Origin of the sequence: Agrobacterium vitis, from assembly GCF_013426735.1 — a bacterium.
GTDB classification, from domain to species: Bacteria; Pseudomonadota; Alphaproteobacteria; order Rhizobiales; family Rhizobiaceae; genus Allorhizobium; species Allorhizobium vitis_D.
In genome coordinates this window covers 846,943-866,751 of the sequence record NZ_AP023272.1, presented here as the reverse complement: position 1 = coordinate 866,751, position 19,809 = coordinate 846,943, and the positions used below count along the sequence as shown (strand labels likewise).

24 protein-coding genes are annotated in these 19,809 nt (G+C 57.9%); 15 read left to right on the top strand and 9 right to left on the bottom strand.

Going from position 1 to position 19,809, the window contains the following annotated elements; genetic code table 11:
- Positions 1-57 precede the first annotated feature (57 nt).
- The 3 genes from H1Y61_RS03955 (at position 58) to H1Y61_RS03945 (ending at position 2,852) form a co-directional block, all read left to right on the top strand.
- Positions 58-1,053, top strand: a complete 996-nt coding sequence (locus H1Y61_RS03955; RefSeq protein WP_071203295.1) for a sensor histidine kinase — start codon at positions 58-60, stop codon at positions 1,051-1,053.
- 254 nt (positions 1,054-1,307) lie between these two features.
- Positions 1,308-2,375: a putative zinc-binding metallopeptidase gene (locus H1Y61_RS03950; protein ID WP_180573761.1), complete on the top strand. Its 1,068-nt coding sequence runs from the start codon at positions 1,308-1,310 to the stop codon at positions 2,373-2,375.
- Between the two features lie 162 nt (positions 2,376-2,537).
- A complete protein-coding gene (locus tag H1Y61_RS03945) occupies positions 2,538-2,852 on the top strand; it encodes a hypothetical protein (protein ID WP_156535737.1) in 315 nt (104 codons plus the stop codon).
- A 142-nt stretch (positions 2,853-2,994) separates the two neighbouring features.
- On the opposite strand, the gene H1Y61_RS03940 is transcribed toward H1Y61_RS03945, so the two are convergent.
- Entirely contained in the window at positions 2,995-3,159 is a 165-nt protein-coding gene (locus H1Y61_RS03940) for a DUF1328 domain-containing protein (RefSeq protein WP_012654256.1), read from the bottom strand.
- Positions 3,160-3,578: 419 nt separating this feature from the next.
- On the opposite strand from H1Y61_RS03940, the gene H1Y61_RS03935 reads away from it, so the two are divergent.
- Both H1Y61_RS03935 and H1Y61_RS03930 read left to right on the top strand, forming a co-directional pair.
- Positions 3,579-3,794 (top strand): NepR family anti-sigma factor, encoded by a 216-nt coding sequence (locus tag H1Y61_RS03935; RefSeq protein WP_070167055.1) that lies wholly within the window; start codon positions 3,579-3,581, stop codon positions 3,792-3,794.
- Complete coding sequence (locus H1Y61_RS03930) at positions 3,791-4,357, top strand: RNA polymerase sigma factor (protein WP_012654255.1); 567 nt, start codon at positions 3,791-3,793, stop codon at positions 4,355-4,357. Before H1Y61_RS03935 ends, H1Y61_RS03930 begins: the two co-directional genes overlap by 4 nt.
- A 52-nt stretch (positions 4,358-4,409) precedes the next feature.
- Here the strand turns inward: H1Y61_RS03930 and H1Y61_RS03925 are convergent, their stop codons facing one another.
- The gene (locus H1Y61_RS03925) at positions 4,410-4,838 is read right to left on the bottom strand and encodes a response regulator (protein WP_180573760.1); all 429 of its coding nucleotides are present in this window, start codon (positions 4,836-4,838) and stop codon (positions 4,410-4,412) included.
- Between the two features lie 141 nt (positions 4,839-4,979).
- On the opposite strand from H1Y61_RS03925, the gene H1Y61_RS03920 reads away from it, so the two are divergent.
- Positions 4,980-5,753 (top strand): Crp/Fnr family transcriptional regulator, encoded by a 774-nt coding sequence (locus tag H1Y61_RS03920; RefSeq protein WP_012654253.1) that lies wholly within the window; start codon positions 4,980-4,982, stop codon positions 5,751-5,753.
- 179 nt (positions 5,754-5,932) lie between these two features.
- On the opposite strand, the gene H1Y61_RS03915 is transcribed toward H1Y61_RS03920, so the two are convergent.
- On the bottom strand, positions 5,933-6,097 hold the full coding sequence (locus H1Y61_RS03915) for a DUF1328 domain-containing protein (RefSeq protein ID WP_041698999.1): 165 nt from the start codon (positions 6,095-6,097) through the stop codon (positions 5,933-5,935).
- Between the two features lie 461 nt (positions 6,098-6,558).
- Here H1Y61_RS03915 and exbB point away from each other — a divergent pair, with 461 nt between their 5' ends.
- From exbB to H1Y61_RS03900, 3 genes are read left to right on the top strand one after another with little or no spacing between them, the layout of a single operon-like run.
- Complete coding sequence (gene exbB / locus H1Y61_RS03910) at positions 6,559-7,557, top strand: tonB-system energizer ExbB (protein WP_409363969.1); 999 nt, start codon at positions 6,559-6,561, stop codon at positions 7,555-7,557.
- 4 nt (positions 7,558-7,561) lie between these two features.
- Positions 7,562-8,029 carry a TonB system transport protein ExbD gene (gene exbD, locus H1Y61_RS03905; protein WP_012654250.1) on the top strand — a complete coding sequence of 156 codons (468 nt, stop codon included), beginning with the start codon at positions 7,562-7,564 and terminating at the stop codon, positions 8,027-8,029.
- Positions 8,026-8,979, top strand: coding sequence for an energy transducer TonB (locus H1Y61_RS03900; RefSeq protein WP_180573759.1), 954 nt, complete (start codon positions 8,026-8,028; stop codon positions 8,977-8,979). The genes exbD and H1Y61_RS03900 overlap by 4 nt, the downstream gene beginning before the upstream one ends.
- Positions 8,980-9,002: 23 nt before the next feature.
- On the opposite strand, the gene H1Y61_RS03895 is transcribed toward H1Y61_RS03900, so the two are convergent.
- From H1Y61_RS03895 to rocF, 4 genes are all read right to left on the bottom strand, one after another.
- The gene (locus H1Y61_RS03895; protein WP_180574401.1) at positions 9,003-10,118 is read right to left on the bottom strand and encodes a glycoside hydrolase family 88/105 protein; all 1,116 of its coding nucleotides are present in this window, start codon (positions 10,116-10,118) and stop codon (positions 9,003-9,005) included.
- Positions 10,119-10,250: 132 nt separating this feature from the next.
- Complete coding sequence (locus H1Y61_RS03890) at positions 10,251-10,409, bottom strand: YqaE/Pmp3 family membrane protein (RefSeq protein WP_012654247.1); 159 nt, start codon at positions 10,407-10,409, stop codon at positions 10,251-10,253.
- 86 nt (positions 10,410-10,495) lie between these two features.
- Positions 10,496-11,551 carry an ornithine cyclodeaminase gene (locus H1Y61_RS03885; protein WP_180574400.1) on the bottom strand — a complete coding sequence of 352 codons (1,056 nt, stop codon included), beginning with the start codon at positions 11,549-11,551 and terminating at the stop codon, positions 10,496-10,498.
- Positions 11,552-11,562: 11 nt separating this feature from the next.
- Complete coding sequence (gene rocF, locus H1Y61_RS03880) at positions 11,563-12,495, bottom strand: arginase (protein ID WP_180573758.1); 933 nt, start codon at positions 12,493-12,495, stop codon at positions 11,563-11,565.
- A gap of 123 nt (positions 12,496-12,618) precedes the next feature.
- Between rocF and H1Y61_RS03875 the strand changes: the two genes are divergently transcribed.
- Positions 12,619-13,065, top strand: a complete 447-nt coding sequence (locus H1Y61_RS03875; protein WP_180574399.1) for an Lrp/AsnC family transcriptional regulator — start codon at positions 12,619-12,621, stop codon at positions 13,063-13,065.
- 41 nt (positions 13,066-13,106) lie between these two features.
- Positions 13,107-13,874 (top strand): SDR family NAD(P)-dependent oxidoreductase, encoded by a 768-nt coding sequence (locus tag H1Y61_RS03870; RefSeq protein WP_180573757.1) that lies wholly within the window; start codon positions 13,107-13,109, stop codon positions 13,872-13,874.
- Positions 13,875-13,992: 118 nt separating this feature from the next.
- Here H1Y61_RS03870 and H1Y61_RS03865 read toward each other — a convergent pair whose 3' ends face one another.
- Positions 13,993-14,421 (bottom strand): RbsD/FucU family protein, encoded by a 429-nt coding sequence (locus tag H1Y61_RS03865; protein ID WP_180573756.1) that lies wholly within the window; start codon positions 14,419-14,421, stop codon positions 13,993-13,995.
- Positions 14,422-15,651 carry an ROK family transcriptional regulator gene (locus H1Y61_RS03860; RefSeq protein ID WP_071206039.1) on the bottom strand — a complete coding sequence of 410 codons (1,230 nt, stop codon included), beginning with the start codon at positions 15,649-15,651 and terminating at the stop codon, positions 14,422-14,424.
- 350 nt (positions 15,652-16,001) lie between these two features.
- Here H1Y61_RS03860 and H1Y61_RS03855 point away from each other — a divergent pair, with 350 nt between their 5' ends.
- The 4 genes from H1Y61_RS03855 (at position 16,002) to H1Y61_RS03840 (ending at position 19,719) form a co-directional block, all read left to right on the top strand.
- Positions 16,002-17,027 (top strand): sugar ABC transporter substrate-binding protein, encoded by a 1,026-nt coding sequence (locus H1Y61_RS03855; protein ID WP_012654240.1) that lies wholly within the window; start codon positions 16,002-16,004, stop codon positions 17,025-17,027.
- 195 nt (positions 17,028-17,222) lie between these two features.
- Positions 17,223-18,305 carry an ABC transporter permease gene (locus tag H1Y61_RS03850; protein WP_174112982.1) on the top strand — a complete coding sequence of 361 codons (1,083 nt, stop codon included), beginning with the start codon at positions 17,223-17,225 and terminating at the stop codon, positions 18,303-18,305.
- Positions 18,305-19,087 (top strand): ATP-binding cassette domain-containing protein, encoded by a 783-nt coding sequence (locus H1Y61_RS03845; protein ID WP_180573755.1) that lies wholly within the window; start codon positions 18,305-18,307, stop codon positions 19,085-19,087. The genes H1Y61_RS03850 and H1Y61_RS03845 overlap by 1 nt, the downstream gene beginning before the upstream one ends.
- Positions 19,084-19,719, top strand: coding sequence for a nucleoside triphosphate hydrolase (locus H1Y61_RS03840; protein ID WP_180573754.1), 636 nt, complete (start codon positions 19,084-19,086; stop codon positions 19,717-19,719). The genes H1Y61_RS03845 and H1Y61_RS03840 overlap by 4 nt, the downstream gene beginning before the upstream one ends.
- Positions 19,720-19,809: the final 90 nt, after the last annotated feature.

Genomic DNA, 19,809 nt, shown 5'->3' with positions numbered 1-19,809 from the left:
AGGCGCATGGATGCCGCGGGCCCTTGAAAGAGGGCTACCGCCGCCGGAGAGAAGCACTTGGTAAATCGGTTGACATGGTTCGAACCGCAGCGTGCTGACAGGCCCTTGCGTGAGTTCTTTATCACGGCCCTGCTGGACATTGGCGCAAGCCTGACCCTTCAGGACATGGACGGGCGCTATATCTGCATTACATCCCTGCCGCAGCGTTGGCCGCTTGCCCATGGCGAAGAACCCAGTGACGATTCGATTTTCGGACCCGAAATCGGCGCCCAGTTGCGGGAGTTGAAAGCCGGGCTGGTGGAGGCGGACCAGGGTGCGGAACTGAATGTCGAACCGGGCGACGATACGGTGTTTGAATTTCGCTGCCGGATGATCCGCATCAGCCCGGAAGAGGTCTGCATGATGACGATCCTGGTGGACCGGACCGAAGAAAAGCGCCGCGAACGCCTATTGCGCGCGCTGTTGCGTGAGGTCAGCCACCGTTCGAAAAACCTGCTGGCGATCATTCAAAGCATCGCTTTCCAGACAGCCCGTTATTCCGGGACGCTCGACCAGTTTCTGGGCAAGTTTCGCGGCAGGCTGCATGCACTGTCGATGTCGCAGGACCTGATTACTGATTCCAGTTGGCGTGGCGCTTATTTTCAGGATCTTGTCCGCCAGCAATTGGAAAAATACGTGCCGGAAACGGCAAATCTCGTTCAGGTGTCCGGTGATAATGTTCTGCTGTCGCCCAATGCTTCCCTGCATATCGGGCTTGCCCTGCATGAGCTGATCGTCAACGCGGTCAGCCACGGCGATTTCATCAGCCAACGCAAGAAAATCGAGGTCGCCTGTCATCAGCAATGGACACGCAATGGCGAGGAAATCCGGGTGACCTGGAACGAGCCGATTGAAACACTGTCTGGCGAGGATCTGGAACGCGCCAGGGGACGATTTGGCAGCACGGTGCTCGAACGTGTTGTGCCCGCTTCCGTCAACGGCCATGTCGTCCACCGGTTCGATAAGGAAAGCGTCTATTATGAGCTGACATTTCCAGTCGAACTGCATGAATAACTGTATTTCACGCTACGGTCCCTGAGCAGGGAACCTATTCCTCTCGCCAATCTTTTGTGGGTGCGGGCTTTCGTGAGTGCGGACTTTGTGTATGCGAATGCGTTTACACGCCGCGACACTGCACCCCGCCGCAATACGGTGCGTCGGAAACGATGCAAGTCCACTTGCGAGACAATTCAAACCTGCTGCATAATCCTGTCGCAACACTATTCCGGTTTGCGAGCGATTGTGCAGGAGTGAGCCATGGAGCCCTGATGCGCCTCTTTAATTGTTCCAATTGCAGAAACATGGTGTTCTTCGATAACACCCAATGCCTGTCCTGCCATTCCCTGTTGGGTTTCCGCCCATCCGACAACGGGTTTATCGCCATTGATTCCAGCAATGCCGCGCTGATTGATGGCGTGCCGCAGCAGGGCTTTATCCGGCTCTGCGCCAATGCGCGCCATGACGCCTGCAACTGGCTGGTCGAGGACGGTGAGGAATTTTGCCTCGCCTGCCGCCATAATCTGGTTATTCCTGATCTCTCCAGCAACGACAATCTCGAAAACTGGCGCAAGATCGAGAATGCCAAGCATGTGCTGTTTTATTCACTCCAGCGCTTCGGCCTGCCGTTGGTCACGCGCACTGATGCGACGCCAGACGGGCTGGCCTTCGAGTTCCTGGAAGACGATTCAGCCCGCACCGGCGGCCAGCCCGTCATGACCGGCCATGATTCCGGCCTGATCACCCTGAATATCGCCGAGGGTTCCGATGCGGAGCGCGAAGCAAGGCGTGTGGCCCTGGGCGAACCGTTTCGGACCCTGATCGGCCATTTCCGCCACGAAGTCGGCCATTACTACTGGAATGTCCTGGTGCGCGACGGCAACCAACTCGAGCAATGCCGGGTAATTTTCGGCAATGATGAAGAAGATTATGGCGAAGCCCTGCAACGGCATTATGCCAATGGACCGGTTCCGGGTTGGGAGGGCAGCTTCATCAGCGCCTATGCCGCCAGCCACCCCTGGGAAGATTTCGCCGAAACCTGGGCTCACTACATCCATATTGTCGATGCCCTGGAAACGGCCTACGCGTTCGGCCTGCGCACCCGTCCGATCATCGATGAACAAAATCTGACCGTCAAAGTCGATTTCGACCCCTATAGAGTGGATGGCGTCAGAGCCCTGATCGATGCATGGGTCCCGCTGACTGTCGCCGTCAACAGTATCAACCGCAGTATGGGCCAGCCGGATCTCTATCCCTTCGTGCTGTCGGAACCCGTCTTGGTGAAACTTCAATATATCCACGACCTCATTCATGGGGCCACGCATAAAGCCGGCTTCTGAAATCGACCTGCAGCGGGGAACCATCGGGTTCCCCGGGTACTCGCAGCTGATCACTGTGATATTTTGGCGACAGCATGCCCATGTTGTCCTTCTCCCGCCAGCCCCATCAGGAACAAGCGAATAGCAAGGCCGTTACCCTTTTCAAGGGTAAGGAGATTGGCCATGATGAGCTTTGCGGCAATAATGGTGATTGTTGCTTGTCATCCCGAACGAACGGATTGCATAGACCGGCCTGTGGCCGTGATCGATTATGCCGATGCGAACCTGTGCCGGGCTGATCTGCCGGAGAAATTGCGTCGTCTGGAAGGTTATGCCCTGAAGATGTATGGGGATTGTATTCCAGTCGCACCCAGCCTGCTTGCAGGAAAAACCGGCATTCGCTCCATCATGGGGGCGCGCGAACTGCAAGCGTTGAAAAGCCAGGGCGGCTCTCAAAAACAAGTGCAGGCTGTGGCCTTGGACAATAACCGCTTCTAAAGTCTTCTAAATATCCATAAGCCCCTGGACACCCGAGGGCAGTGTGAGCTTTTTCACGCTCACTGTGCTTTCCGTCCGGTGATAAAACGCGATAGGGCCCGGCAAGTTGCCGGGCCCTATCGTTGTTACCAGTTCGCAGGGATCAGGCGCGCCTGAACAGACGGCTCACCAGCGAAATCAGGAAGAGCACGATGAAGACAAAGAACAGGATCTTTGCAATACCGGCCGAAGCGCCAGCAATACCACCAAAACCCAATGCGGCGGCGATAAGAGCGACGACGAGAAAGACGAGAGAATAATACAGCATGGATTTGAACTCCGTTATCAACTGATTTAGAAACGAAAATCTGGGGCCAAAGTTCCATCCACCTCGTCAAGACGTTACTTTTTGTCGCAAACCGGTTAACGACAGTCTGGATCTTCTCGATAATTTCTTGCCCGCCCAAAGCGCAGCACACCGAGCCGGGTCCATAGATCGCTGTCGCCGACAGCCGGTAATTGAGGACCGTTATCATTTCACCTTAATTTGATGAAATGCTGTCACTCGACATCTTGTTCTCGATATGCGACATTTCAATTTAACACGTTATATTTTCAGCATAATTTCCTCCTTGCTTCATGTCTGACGCTAGAGACTAACCCGGAGAAAAAATATGCGGGGAGAAGCGGAACCTTCTCAGATATGGTCCGTTAAGCCTCACATTAAAATCAACCGTCAGAGACATCATGAACAACCAGCATAATCATCGTGACGCAGGAGAGGATGGAACCGGGGGAATCCCGGCTGAGGCACACGGCACGATCAGCAGCAAGCTCCGGCAATTCTATGATTCCGTCCAGGAAGAAGGAATTCCGGACCGTTTCATGGACTTGCTTGAGCGTCTGGATGCCGCCGAACAAAATGCGGGGAAACAGTGCGACAGGAAGGACACTGCTCGATGACCCTTGAAAAGCAATCGGATGATCGCGGCTTCAAGAGAGATATGCTGGCTGCCCTGCCCAATCTACGTGCGTTTGCCGTCTCGCTTGCGGGACGCCATCACGTCGCGGATGATCTTGTCCAGGATACGATCATGAAAGCCTGGGCAAAGCAGGATCATTTCGAACCAGGCACCAATATGAAAGCCTGGCTGTTCACCATTCTGCGCAATGAATTCTATTCGCAAATGCGCAAGCGCGGCCGCGAGGTCTCGGACCCAGACGGCATTTTCACCTCACAGCTGGCCGTTCATCCTCAGCAATACGGTTCGCTCGACCTTCAGGACTTCAAAAAGGCGCTCGATCAACTGCCGAGCGACCAGCGCGAAGCCATTATTCTGGTGGGTGCCTCCGGTTTCGCCTATGAGGAAGCAGCGGAAATTTGCGGTTGCGCCGTCGGCACCATCAAGAGCCGGATCAACCGGGCGCGAAACCGCCTGCAGGAGATCCTTGGTGTGAGCGGTGAAGGCGATTTCGGACCCGACGCTCATGACGCTGCGGTAACGAAACGCGCATTCGCGGTATAACGACATCTCCCAATCGGCGCGCGGGTCGCGCCGATTGGGAGAGATCTGCTTGTCATCTGTTCGGCCCCTGATCGGCGCCATTCCCCTTGATCTTTATGTCTGAACCAGTGCCCATCCGATCTCGATTGGCCGCCGCTTCGAATACCGCAGCCAGGAGCCGTTGCTCGTCAAACGGCTTCGTCAGGAGCGCAAAGCCCGGTTCCGGCTGGTTAAACCCGGGCACCTCGTCGAAGGAGGTCAGAAACACCACTCCGGCATTATGACTTCGAATAAGATCGAACCGCGTGCGGTTCTGTTCCGGCATGATGGTCGCATCGATCAGCACCACATCATAGCGGGCTTCGCTCAATCTCAATGGCATATCGCGAGGGAGGCAAACGGTGATTTTACCGCCTGCCACTTCCGTGAGCACGACCTCGATCTCAATGGCGATCAAGGCCTGCTTTTCAGCAACGAGTACATGCAGCGGTTTTTCAGTCATTGATTAACCTTTTTGCTTAAAAGCCCTTATCGGTGCTTCATCGCTTCGGGTCATTTAAAAAAGACATGTCACCCCTCCTCAATCAGGAACATTTGCTCCATCTGATACTTTACTGAAAATAAAAGCAAATAAGGAGGCGGAATGCCAGAGGAACCGGCAAGACATGGAGAACGGCTCAAGAACGGAATTCACACGGCCTGCCTGGTCTGCCCCATCCGCCTCAACGATCATTTCCGGGAGTTTACACCCGGCGAACTTGAGTTCGTTCGCGCGTTCCGAAAGGGTGAATTTCATGCTGACGCGGGGACGACAATCCTTGTTGAAGGCAGCCATAGCGCCCATCTTTACACAACCCTGACCGGCTGGGGATTTCGCTATAAAATCCTGGAGGACGGTCGCCGGCAGATTCTGAATTACGTGGTTCCCGGCGATATGATCGGTTTACAGGGCGCGGTTTTCGATGAAATGGCCCATTCCGTCGAAGCGCTGACACCCATGCGGCTTTGCGTCTTTGAGCGAGAGCGGCTTTTTTCCCTTTTCGAAAAACATCCAGGCCTTGGCTACGACCTGACCTGGATTGCTTCACGCGAAGAAAGCATGCTGGACGATCATCTGATCAGCATTGGCCGGCGCACCGCACTGGAACGCGCTGCCTATCTGCTGGCTTTCCTGGATGATCGCGGCCGGGTGGCTGGGCTCATCGACGCGGAGAAACCCTATTTGCCAATCACCCAGGTCCATGTTGCCGACACGCTCGGCCTTTCGATCGTTCACACCAACAAGACATTGAAAAAGCTGACTGCCCGTGGCCTGATCCGCTGGCTGGACCGTGGGTGCGAGATCCTCGACAGCGCCGGTCTTCAGGCTGCCGCAAACTGGACGCCCGATGGCGTCATGCGCCGTCCATTTATATGAACGGCATTTTTGTTGAGATCAATCGATACGCTATCTGCCGTTTCTCATAAAGAAACCGAAGTCCGTCAGCTGGAGATCCGGCGGACTTCGGCTTCGCCCGCCTTGGGGGGCAAGGAACGGGCATCTTCTCCCACGCCGAAGGACGCAGGATAAGGCAAGTCTATTGTAATACCTGTATTTTATGCGACGATGACAATGCCGCTGACCAAGGCGATGATGAAGATTACCAACACGATAAAGATCAGGATTTTCGCAATACCGGCAGAAGCGCCCGCCACGCCCCGAAAGCCCAGAAGGCTGGCAACGGCAGCAATCAACAGAAAAATCAAAATCCAGTGCAGCATGACAGGCTCCTTGAAAGAATTATCGGCAGGAGAACGGCAAGCGACTGAAAATGTTCCTTCATTGGCAATGAGCGACACCCGGCATGGGCAATTTTCCATGGTCTTCGCAGGCAACAAGCCGCCATGCTCCATGCCCGTTGATCGGGAAAACCGGAAACCACTTTTCCCTGGCAAGCACGAGAGACTGCCCGCTTCATTCTGAACCAGGCAGTCTCTCTGATCTTCTGTGTGAGCTTGCCTGATCGGGAAAACCGGGAACCACTTTTCCCTGGCAAGCTCTGGGGCAAGCTCAGGGAAAATGCATCCTTGGCAAGATTATACTTGAAAACATAACTCAACTTTAATATCGACAAACAATTAAAGGCACAGCCCCGCCATGCGCGGGACATGCTGGCAATGGATTTTGATCGGAAGGTTGTTTGATGGCGTATCGTCGCTCCTCTTCGCTCGCTCGCGTGAGCATGACCGTGGTTGTTGGCTCGGGTCTGCTGATAACCGGCACCCTGATGAGTTCGTCCGCCGCCTTGGCCCAGCAAGGGACGGCGCCCGCCCAAACCACAAGCGAACCGGGCCCAGCCATTCCTGCGCAAACGTCGATACAAGAGGCGCCTGCGGCACCCACCAATTTGACAGCCCCACCATCTGACACCCAACCAGCGGAAAACGGCACGCCAGCTCCGGCACCCTCGCCCACAGAAGGCGTCGCAGTGGAGGCTCCCGCCGCAGTCCAGCGCTCTGACATTCCCCACGATCTTTCCCCTGTTGGCATGTTCATGGCCGCCGACTGGGTCGTTAAGTCAGTGATGATTGCCCTTGGCCTTGCCTCCGTTGCAACCTGGACCATCCTCCTTGTCAAAACCCTTCAGCTCTCCGGCTCAAAGGCGAGGCTGCGGCGCGGTCTGGCTGTGCTGCAAGAGGCGCGATCCCTTTCGCAAGCGGCAGGCGCATTGCAGAAGCGGCGCGGCACCGTGCCCGACATGCTGCTGATCGCTGCACGCGAGTTGAAACTGTCAGAGCCTGCGCTCGATTATGCTGGCAATGACGGGGTCAAGGAACGGGTGAGCTCGGCCCTGTCGCGGATCGAATCGCGCGCCGGACGCCGGATGACCGCCGGAACCGGCATTCTTGCCACCATCGGCTCGATCGGTCCCTTTGTCGGTCTGTTCGGCACCGTCTGGGGCATCATGAATTCCTTCATTGGCATTTCGCAATCGCAGACCACCAATCTTGCCGTCGTCGCGCCTGGTATTGCCGAGGCGCTGCTGGCCACGGCCATTGGCCTGGTTGCCGCCATTCCCGCCGTGGTGATCTATAACGTGTTTGCCCGCGCGGTGACCGGCTATCGCCAGCAATTGCTGGATGCGGCAACGGCAGTGGAGCGGCTGGTCAGCCGGGATCTCGATTTCCGCAAGGTGCCGGCCGATGTGCGCGCCGCCCGCCTCAAGGTGGTGACGGAATAATCCGATGGCTGGAGGTATCCGCGAAAATTCGAGCGACGATCTGGTTGAAAACCACGAGATCAATGTCACGCCCTTCATCGATGTCATGCTGGTTCTGCTGATCATCTTCATGGTGGCCGCGCCGCTGGCGACTGTCGATGTCAATGTCGATCTCCCCGCCTCCAGCGCCGCACCGGCCAAACGGCCGGATGAACCGGTCTATCTCACCCTGAAACAGGATCTCAGCCTGGCGCTTGGCAATGACACGGTCAGCCGCGACAGACTGCCGACCGTGCTGGAACAGGTCTCCAAGGGCAATAAAGACACGCGGATTTTCCTGCGCGCCGATAAGAATGTCGGCTACGGCGAATTCATGACGGTGATGAACCTGCTGCGCGACGCGGGCTATCTGAAGATCGCCTTGGTTGGGGTGGAAACATTGCCGCAGGCGACCAGCATTACGCCGCCCGCAGAGGATACCAACGGCCAATGAGCAGGCAAGCGGATCCGACAGGGCGGCGCAGTTCCGCCCTCGATTGGCTGCTCTGGTGTACAGCCGGAACCCTGGTGTTTGCCGCCCATGCCGGTGCCGTGGTGCTGATGCTGCAACAACCGGAAGAACCGTTGGCCGACGGTGCTCCGCCTGCTGCCATCATGATCGAACTGGCTCCCGAGCCGGTCGCTTCCAAGGTCGAAGAAAACCAGATCACGCCCGATCAACAGGATGCCGAAGAGGTAAAATCCGAAGCGGTGCAGAAGCCGCCCCAGCCGGTCGAACCGCCACCCGTGCCACAGCCGCCCGAGGTGCAGCCACCGGAACCGACACCGCCTGAAAAAGTCGAGGAGACACCACCACCGCCACCCGACGTCGCGGAAGTACAGCCCGAACCACCACCGGAACCCGAGCCAAAACCGGTGGAAGAACCGACGGTGGAGGAACAGGTAACCAAGGAACTGGAAAATGTGGAAGTCCCGCTGCCCGTAACTCGCCCAGTGCAAAAGCCGGTGGAGACCGCAGACACGACGCCGGTTAAAAAGAAGCAACCGAAAGCCGCCCCGCAGCCGCAGGCCCAGAAAGCCCAGCGCGAGGCCCAGGCAGAGGTGACGCAATCGGACAGGACGGCGGCCTCCACCACCAGTTCTGGTCTGTTTTCATCGAGCGTCAGCCCGCAAAAATGGCAGGCACGGTTGGCGGCCTATCTTGAGCGACGCAAGCGCTATCCAAGCGAAGCCCGCGCCAACAAGGAGGAAGGCACGGCCTATGCCCGCTTCCAGATCGATGACAGCGGCAATGTTCTCTCTGTGTCGATTTCCCGTTCTTCAGGGTTTCCAAATCTGGATCAGGCAACGGTCGATGCCATAAAGCGTTCGTCGCCGGTGCCAGCACCTCCGCCAGGTGTCAGCAAGACGATTACGGTGCCGTTCCGCTTCAATCTCAAATAACAACCGGAAAAAGGCAACTCCCGTCAGACCAGTGCGGGAGATGCGGAGTGTGTCGCGCAACGCAGACGCTCCGCTTCAGCCATCATCAATGGGCCGACACCCTTGATGTCGTCGTCGTTCAACGCTTCGGACAGGTAATAGGCAGGCGTTCCATCCCGGTAGACGCCGCCAAAACCGCCCAGTCCGGCCACACAGCAAATCTGCTTCATTACGATCCGACCAGAAGCGTTGGGACCAAGCGCATGACGGTGAAGGCTCTCCAATGCCTTTGACCCGACCTCTGCGGTTGCCGCCGCGATCCCGAGCCGGTCTGCCTTCAGAGAGGCATAGGCGAACATCGCCGTGGCAGAGCTTTCAGGATAATTGCCGCTAAGATCGGGCTGATCGATAACCTGCAACCAGCGTCCATCCCGGGTGCGCAGGTGTGAAAGCCGGGCGAGAAGTCCGCCAAGCTTTTCAGCCAGTAAAGACTTATCCGCGCCTTGTGGCACCAAGTCGTAGAGATCGACCATGGCCATCACCAGCCAGCCGATCGCCCGTGCCCAATGGGCAGGCGACAGGCCAGTTTGCGGATCGGCCCAGGCTTGCAGCCGTTCCTCATCATAGCCGTGACGATAAAGCCCGCTCACACCATCCGAGGTCAGCTCGAGCGTGACCAGCAGTTCCTCGAGCGCATCGCGGACCATAGACTCCTCGCCAGCCAACTTTCCGTATTCGGCCTTGAAGGCGAGGCCCATATAGAGCCCATCCAACCAGACTTGATGGGGATAGCGCAGCTTGTGCCAATAAGGTCCGGCGCCAAGACGCGGATGGCTTTGCAATTGCCGGGCAAGCCGGTCTGCCGCAACCCGGTAACGATCGTCACCGGTCATTTTCAACAGGAAAATCAGCGCCCGGCCCGGCAGGATATTGTCGATATTATACTCGGTCAGCACGTAATCACGCATCTGGCCCTGATCATCCAACTGGCCATCGACCAGCCGCTTCAGATGCGCCGACCATCTCGTATCACCGGTCGCCTCGTAAAGCGCGATCAGCCCGGCATAGAGACAACCGTCCTCATAGCACCAGCTGCCGCCCTTATAAGGCTGATAATCACGAGCATAGGCGTCGAAATACTCGACCAGATCGACAGTCATACGGCAGGCCTCCCAAGCGATACAGGCCTCGGTCCTCCAACCGTTGCCACGGGCGCCAAGGTCATCCGGCTTGGCCCCATTGTCAATCGCCATGTCGCCAGCCGGTAACCGTCAATGCGTCACTTCAGTATGTTACCTGCGCAAGATGACCCAGATGGCGTGGATGATGCCAGGGATATAGCCGCACAATGTCAGCAGAATATTCAGCCAGAATTGCAGGCCAATGCCGACCTGAAGGAAAACCCCGACCGGGGGTAGAAGAATGGCAAACAGAATGCGAACGACGTCCATGACCTATCCTTTGTGCAACACATGTCCATGCAGAAATGGATATCGAGGCAAAAGGGTCCATGCCGCCAATCATGAAATTTTGGTCATCAACCGACAGAACCCTTGCTGCGCAGCACCATGCCATAGAGATCACGAGGCTCATCGGGGTCGGCCAGCAAGTCCAGCTCAGTGAAAAGCCCGGTTTCGGCCAGCTTGCTGCGCACATAGCGCAGGGCCGAAAAATCCTCGATGGCAAAGCCGACCGAATCGAACAGGGTGATCTGGCGCGAATCGCTACGTCCCTTGGCCGTGCCGGTCATGACCTGCCACAGTTCTGTGACGGGATGATCGGGAGCCATTTGCTGGATCTCCCCCTCGATCCGGGTCTGGGGTGGATATTCGACAAAAATATCGGCACGGTGGAGGATATCGCGGTGCAATTCGGTTTTGCCCGGGCAGTCACCACCCACCGCGTTGATATGAACACCGGGACCAACCATGTTGTCAGTCAAAATAGTGGCGCATTGCTTGTCGGCGGTGACAGTGGTGATGATATCCGCGCCCTCGACCGCCTCCTGCGAGGAATGGCACAGCGTTATCGCCAATCCGCTTCCCTCAAGATTGCGCAGGCATTTGTCGCTTGCGCTGCGGTCGATGTCGTAGAGCCGAAGATGCGTGATGCCACAGATCGCCTTGAAGGCCAGCGCCTGAAACTCGGCTTGCGCGCCATTGCCGATCACCGCCATGCAGCGGGCATCGGGCCGCGCGAGATATTTGGCCGCGACTGCCGATGTCGCTGCCGTGCGCAATGCCGTCAGAATTGTCATTTCCGACAGCAGCATCGGATAGCCATTGCCGACATCCGACAACACGCCGAAAGCCGTCACGGTCTGGCGGCCCTGCCGCATGTTCTTCGGATGGCCGTTGACATATTTGAAGCCATAGAGCGTGCCGTCGCTGGTCGGCATCAACTCGATCACCCCATCGCTGGAATGCGAGGCGATGCGCGGCGTCTTGTCAAACACCTCCCAGCGGCAAAAATCCTCCTCGATCACTTCGGCCAGTTCGGTGAGGAAGGTCTCGACCCCGATCCGCAGCACCAGTTTCATCATGTGATCGACGCTGACGAAGGGGACGATATTCAGATTGGCAATGGCAGTCATAGGGGCACTCATCAAACACTCCCGGCGTAGTCGCGTGTGGGGCGGTCCATGACCTGCCGTCCCATCAGGCTCGCCGTCAGATCGGCCATCAGGATGGCGGTGCGGCCCCGCTCATCCAGGAAAGGGTTGAGTTCGACCAGATCGAGGCTGGAGACCAGGCCACTGTCATGCAGCATTTCCATCACCAGATGCGCCTCGCGGAAGGTGGCACCACCTGGCACCGTGGTGCCAACGGCGGGCGCAATCATCGGATCGAGAAAATCCACATCGAAACTGACATGCAGCAAGCCATTCGCGGCCCGAACCTTATCCAAAAAAGCCCGCAGCAGCACGGCAACGCCATGCTCATCGATCATCCGCATGTCATGCACGGTGATGCCGGTCCGGCGCAAAGCCGCGCGTTCGGCTGGATCGACACTGCGAATGCCGATCATTGCCACATGAGCCGAATCGACCGCTTCGACCAGATCCGGAAAATAGCCGGTAAACCCCGGTTGACCGGTGAAATAAGCGACCGGCGTACCATGCAGATTGCCGCTTTCCGTGGTCTCCAGCGTATGGAAATCGGTATGGGCATCCAGCCAGAGCACGAAAAGCGGGCGGCCTTGTTCCGCCGCCCGGCGCGCCAGTCCCGGCACCGTACCAGCCGAAAGGGCATGATCTCCACCCAAAAAAATCGGCATGGCATCCGCACTTTCGCGGTAGGCGACCTCGGACAAGGTCTCGATCCAGGCAACGGTTTCCGGCAGGTGATGCACGGCGGGATTGGGATGGCTGAGGTCCTTGAAAACGGCAGGCGCGACATTGCCGAGATCGGTGACGCGATGACCCAGCTCTTCCAGCATCGGGCCGAGCCCGGCAATGCGCAGCGCGCTCGGTCCCATTTCACAACCCAGACGGCCCGCCCCGATCTGCAAGGGAACTCCGATCAATCTGCACTCCATGCGCACCTCCTGTTATTGTCGCTATTCAACCATTTGAAACTGGCGATTTGAACGATATAGATTGGCAATAATCTCCATATGGCTTATCGTTATGGCAGTTTTATTGCTCAAAGTGAGAAGCTGGTGGACGATCTCGATGAAAGACTGGTCACGCTTCTGCGCCATAATGGCCGGCGCAGCATTTCCGATCTGGCGCTGGAAACCGGCGCGTCGCGCGCAACGGTGCGGGCGCGGCTGGAGCGGCTGGAGCGTGATGGCACCATTCTTGGCTATACCGTGATCCTGCGGGCCGATACGGTCGATCTTGGCGTGCGCGGCATCATGATGATCGAAATCCAGGGCCATGTCACTGACAAGGTGATCCGGGCGCTGAGCGGTTTTCCCGAGATTTCCGCTGTGCACTCCACCAATGGCCGCTGGGACCTGATCGTTGAACTGGGCGCGGCAACCCTGACGGATTTCGACAGTGTCTTGCGACGTGTGCGACTGGTTCCCGGCATTACCAATAGCGAAACCAGCCTCATTCTTTCGACGCCGCGCTCAACCCGGGCAAGGCTGTCGAAGCCGTGAGCGCACCAACATCATCCGCAGCGCAACAAGGACGGAAACCCATGACAGATCGGCTGAAGGGAAAAGTCGCCATCATTTCCGGTGGCGCAACCGGCATGGGCGGGGCAGCCTCGCGGCTGTTTGCAGCCGAAGGCGCTGCCGTCGCCATCATCGACCGCAATGGCGCAGAAGCCGAGCAGACGGTCAAGGATATCCGTGATTCTGGCGGCATAGCCGATTTCTGGGTGGCCGATGTCTCGGAGGAAGACGCCGTTCAGGCCGCCGTCAAGCGTGTCGAGGACCGGTTCGGGGCTGTCACCGTGTTGTTCAATCACGCCGGCACCATCGTTATCAAACCATTCCTGGAAACCACGCTGAAGGAATGGGACTGGCTGCACGCCGTCAATGTCCGCTCGATGTTCCTGATGACCCGGGCCGTTCTGCCCGGCATGATTGCCGCAGGCGGCGGCTCCATCGTCTGCACGTCATCAATATCCGCCGTGGCCGCGACGCCGATGGAAGTGCTCTATGACACCACCAAGGGGGCGGTCCATATGTTTGCCCGCGCCATCGGCGTGGAATTCCGCGACCGGAACATTCGCTGCAACGCCGTCTGCCCCGGCTTTATCCGCACGCCGCATGGATTGCGGGAATTGACCGACCTGCAAGCGCTGGGCGTCGATGTCTCGGATGCCGCCATCATCGCCCAACAGGGCCGGATCGGCGAACCGGAAGACGTGGCCCGCGCTGCCCTTTACCTCGCCAGCGACGAATCCCGCTTCGTCAATGGCGCCCATCTGTTCGTGGATAACGGCTTTACAGCGATTTGAGCATGGAAGAGGCCGTGCAGGGAACCCCGCACGGCCTCTCATGGCTGAAACCCCCTCGTGGGTCATTCGCCCTTTGCAGCCGCAGGTCCGCCAATGCGATTGCTGCAACCAATAGTAATTATGGATATATCACGCCCTTCTTAAGAATGACATTGGCATAAAGGCGAGGTTCGCCAGTTTGCACAACTGTATGAGCCGCCTTGACACGCGGATAGAAATCCGGCCCCAGCAGCGGAACGACCGGCTGCTTTGGTTCATGGGCGGCACAGCAGGCGATGATTTCCGCATGAACCGGGTCAAGTGCATCGCGGTCCTTGCCGACGGTGGAGCGGAAAATCGCTTCCGGCACGAAATCGTCGATCGGCAGGACGGAGAGAATAGCATCCAGCACAGGAATGAGGCCGAGACCATCCAGCCGCACCAGCCGCCTTGCATGCTCGAGACCGGGATAATTGCCATCGACAATGGCGATTTCATCACCATGCCCCATGGCCCGCAGGGTGGCCAGCAATTCGGGATTGAGGATGGGGTTGAGACCCTTCAGCATTTACAGTAACTCCTTGAACAACACATTCTGATCCAAAAGATAACGGGAAAACAGCGGCAGGCTGGCACCGCCCACCGACCGGGCCTGGTGGCCGACGGCGCCTTCGACAATCTCGGGCATCAATACACCCTGGAGGTCGAGGTCACGCGCCGCTTCCTGGATGGCCACGACCAGACGCTGGCGCACCCATTGCGGAAAGCCGCCATCGATGACGGCGGCGGAAAAGTCGATGATCGATGCCGCAGCCACAATCGCCTGGGCCAGCGCTGCGGCGGTATCGCGGATCCAGATTTCCAGCGGCTCCCCATAGTCCACCCAGTCGCTCGGCGAATACCACAGGGACTGGCTATCCTGTCCATAGTCGCGCAGCAGGTTTTCCAACACGAAAATCGACGCAATCTTCAAAAGCTGGACGGTTTTGCCATCGCGCCTTTGCACCGGCAGCGGCCCGACCGCGCCAGCTGTGCCGGTGCGCCCGGAAAACAGCGAGGAATTCAGCACGATGCCGCCACCCACGAAGGAGCCGAGAAAGAAATAGACGAAATCCGGATAGTGTGGCCCAACCCCGAACACCAGTTCGGCGGCGCAGGCGCTGGTCGCATCGTTCTGGATGAAGACCGGATAACCGATCCGGGCCGCGACATCGGCTTTCAGGTCGGTATCGCGCCAGACATCCATTTCCTCTGATGGCGCGCCGGTTTCCTCCGCCCAACTCCACAATTCGAACGGCGCTGCGATGCCCACACCGGCAATTCGGGCCCGCTCGGCTACGGAAAGCCTGCCCTCGATATCGGAAATGCCGCCGACGATGAAATCCAGCAGGAGGCCGGGCATCGGATAAGGATAGGTGCGACGCACCTCATGGCGGATCGTGCCGACGAAATCCATCAGCACCAGGTTGGCACTGCGTCTCCCGATCTTGACCCCGAACGAATAGACCGCATCCGGATTGAGCCGCATTGGCACCGAAGGCTGGCCGACGCGTCCACGCACCGGCTCACCGCGCACCAGCAGCTTTTCGCGCTCCAGCACCCGCATGATCACCGTCACCGTCTGGGCCGAGAGACCGCTGCGCCGGGCAATTTCCGCCTTGGACAGGCTACCATGCCGGCGCACCAGCGACATGACCAGCCGCTCGTTATAGGCGCGCACGCCGACCTGATTGGCGCCGCCACTCGTCTCGAGGGCAGCGGGCGGCATCGCCAGACCCGCATTCATTCCCTCTGTCATCGATCATCCTCCCATCCTGCGCCGCCCGACTGCATCCAGCGTCGGCTGAACAGGAATTCCTTACATATTCGACCGGGCAGACCAATAATTTCGATCCTGATCCGGCGATCATTCTGCTCCTCTGTCCTGGCCTGTATCCGCCTGATACAGGCTCCCCCGGCAGGCCACGACAGGGCCAAGCATGCCACAGTGGATTAATAATTCAACTCGATTTATTTATTGACAGGCATTTGGAATAGTGTTTTCTTGAGGCAGGAAGCATGGAGGCCAACACGGGAGAGGTGATGGACCATGCGAACCGAACGGCCCCTTGAGAGGGTGCGTTTATCTTTGTCCTTGGGAGGATCCATATGAAGACCAATTTGATCGGCGCCACGCTTGGCGCCCTGGCTCTCGGCGTTGTCTTTTCGACAGGCGCACAGGCTGCTGACGTGTCAGCCTGCCTGATCACCAAAACCGATACCAATCCATTCTTCGTCAAGATGAAGGAAGGCGCTTCCGCCAAGGCCAAGGAACTGGGCGTTACGCTGAAGTCCTATGCCGGCAAGATCGATGGCGATAGCGAAAGCCAGGTTGCAGCCATTGAAACCTGCATTGCCGATGGTGCCAAGGGTATCCTGATCACCGCCTCCGACACCAAGGGCATCGTGCCTGCCGTCAAGGAAGCCCGCGACGCGGGTCTTCTGGTGATCGCACTCGATACGCCGCTTGATCCGGTCAATGCCGCTGACGCGACATTTGCGACCGACAACCTTCTTGCTGGCAAGCTGATTGGCCAGTGGGCTGCCGCCACTTTGGGCGACAAGGCCAAGGATGCCAAGGTTGCCTTCCTCGACCTTACCCCTGCCCAGCCATCGGTTGACGTTATGCGCGACCAGGGCTTCATGATCGGCTTCGGCATTGATCCGAAGGACCCGAACAAGATTGGTGACGAAACCGACCCGCGCATCGTCGGCCACGACATCACCAACGGCAACGAAGAAGGTGGCCGTACGGCCATGGAAAACCTTCTGCAGAAAAACCCGAACATCAACGTTGTTCACACGATCAACGAGCCAGCCGCTGCCGGTGCCTACGAAGCCCTCAAGGCTGTTGGCAAGCAGAAGGACGTGCTGATCGTATCGGTTGACGGCGGCTGCCCTGGCGTGAAAAACGTCAAGGAAGGCGTGATTGGTGCGACATCGCAGCAGTATCCGCTGATGATGGCGGCTCTGGGCATCGAAGCCATTAAGAAGTTTGCTGACTCTGGCGAAAAGCCAAAGCCAACCGCTGGCAAGGACTTCTTTGATACGGGCGTTTCGCTCGTCACCGACAAGGCTGCCAAAGGCGTTCCGTCAATCGACGTCGCCGAAGGCCTGAAGAAGTGCTGGGGCTGATACGCTCTTGAAATATTGCAACGGAAGGGCGGCTCAGGCCGCCCTTCTGGTAAGCGCGATACGCAACCAAGAGTAATAGACAGATTTCTGGGTTGAATACATAAATCCTACAATGCCGCAGGCGGCCGTCGGCAATTGGTGTCACGGTCCAGCCCGGCCCTCAAGCCTCAGAAGAGGTCCACGGGAGGAAAGCCGATGAGCGAGCCAAAAGCCGCCACCAAACCTCATCTTGAATACGAAAACGTCCTGTCGGGCAGCTCGACCTCGGTCGCCCAGTTCGATACCAACGACAAGACGCCCTTGCAGAAGTTTCAGCACTTCCTGCATTCCAGCCCGGCTGCCGTGCCGCTGATCGTACTCATCCTGTCTCTGATCGCTTTCGGCGTCATTCTGGGCGGCAAGTTCTTTTCGCCTTTTGCTCTGACACTGATTTTGCAACAGGTTGCCATTACCGGGATTATCGGTGCGGCACAGACCCTGGTCATTCTCACTGCCGGTATCGATCTGTCGGTGGGTGCCATCATGGTGTTGTCATCGGTGGTCATGGGGCAATTCGCCGTTCACTATGGCATGCCTGGCCCGCTTGCCGTGCTGTGCGGCTTTGCCGTCGGCGGCATTTGCGGTTTCATCAATGGCGTGCTGGTGGCCCGCGTCAAGCTGCCTCCGTTCATTGTCACGCTCGGCATGTGGCAGATCGTTCTGGCGGCCAATTTCCTCTATTCATCGAATGAAACGATCCGGTCGCAGGATCTGGTCACCAATGCGCCCATTCTGCAATACTTTGGCCAAAGCTTTAAGTTGGGCGGCGCCGTCCTGACCTATGGCGTAATCGCGCTGGCCCTTCTGGTCGCCGTGCTCTGGTATGTCTTGAACAACACAGCATGGGGCCGCCATCTCTACGCGGTCGGCGACGATCCCGATGCAGCGGAATTGTCTGGCGTCAATGTCAAGCGCATGCTGATTTCCGTCTACACCCTTGCCGGCCTGATCTGTGCGCTGGGTGGTTGGGCGATGATTGGCCGTATCGGCTCGGTATCGCCAACGGCTGGCCAGTTTGCCAATATCGAATCCATCACCGCAGTGGTCATTGGCGGCATGTCGCTGTTCGGCGGTCGCGGTTCTATCATGGGGATGCTGTTTGGCGCGTTGATTGTTGGCGTATTCCAGCTTGGCCTGCGTATGGCCGGCACCGACCCGCAATGGACCTATATGCTGATTGGCGTGCTGATCATTGCCGCCGTCGCAATTGACCAATGGATCAGAAAGGTAGCTGGCTAATGGCACAAGAACCCATTCTCACCGCCCGTGGTCTCGTCAAGCGTTATGGCCGCGTCACTGCCCTCGACAACGCCGATTTTGATCTTTATCCGGGTGAAATCCTCGCTGTGATCGGCGATAACGGGGCAGGAAAGTCATCTCTGATCAAGGCCATTTCCGGCGCCGTGACGCCGGATGAAGGCGAGATCAAGCTCGAAGGACAGACCATCAACTTCCGTTCGCCGATCGATGCCCGCAAAGCTGGCATTGAAACCGTGTATCAGAACCTTGCCCTGTCTCCGGCGCTCTCCATTGCCGACAACATGTTTCTGGGCCGTGAAATGCGCAAACCCGGCATCATGGGCAGCGTGTTCCGGGCGCTGGACAAGCCTGCCATGGACAAATTTGCCCGTGAAAAGTTGTCCGAGCTTGGTCTGATGACCATCCAGAACATCAATCAGGCGGTGGAAACCCTGTCCGGCGGTCAGCGTCAGGGTGTGGCGGTGGCACGCGCCGCTGCCTTTGGTTCCAAGGTGGTTATCCTCGACGAACCAACCGCTGCCTTGGGTGTCAAGGAAAGCCGCCGCGTGCTGGAGCTGATCCAGGACGTGCGCTCGCGCGGCATGCCGATCGTGCTGATCTCGCACAATATGCCGCATGTGTTTGAAGTGGCCGACCGCATCCACATCCATCGGCTTGGCAAGCGTCTCTGCGTGATCAATCCGAAGGATTACACCATGTCGGATGCCGTGGCCTTCATGACGGGTGCAAAAGAAGCACCAGCAGAAGCGATTGCAGCATGACAACATCTATTTCCTCCCTTCTTGAGGAAATCACGCGGCTGGCCCAAGGGGCCAGCCGTTTCATGATCGCCATTGCCGGGCCGCCAGGTGCCGGTAAGTCCACCCTGTCGGAAGCCTTGCGCGAGGCGCTGATTGCGCGCGGCGAAACTGCGGAAATCCTGCCGATGGACGGATTTCACATGGACAACGGCATTCTGGAACAGCGCGGCCTGCTGAAGCGCAAGGGCGCGCCGGAAACCTTCGACGTGCGCGGCTTTCTCGACATCGTCACGGCGGTGAAGGCTGGCGACGAGGAAGTGCTTGTGCCGGTTTTCGACCGCGACCGCGAACTAGCGATTGCCTCGGCCCGGCCAATTGCACCGGAAACCCGCTTCATTCTGATCGAGGGCAATTACCTGCTTCTGGATCGCGCCCCTTGGACCCGTCTGCAAAGCTGCTTCGACCTGACGGTCTTCGTCGGCCCCCCACTGGAGGTGCTGGAACAGCGCCTGCGCGACCGCTGGGTTCATTACGGACTGGACGAGGCCGCAATCGCCTGGAAATTGAATGGTAACGACTTGCCCAACGGTCGATTGGTGATCGAAGCCTCCCGGCCCGCCGATATCAGCGTCGATATCGTCGCCATCGCATGAAATAGCATTTTCCTTGGAAAAAGGGGCGGATTCGCCTCGACTCCAGCCAAAGATCTGCTTAGAAAATAAGCACGCTTATTTTCCGCACAA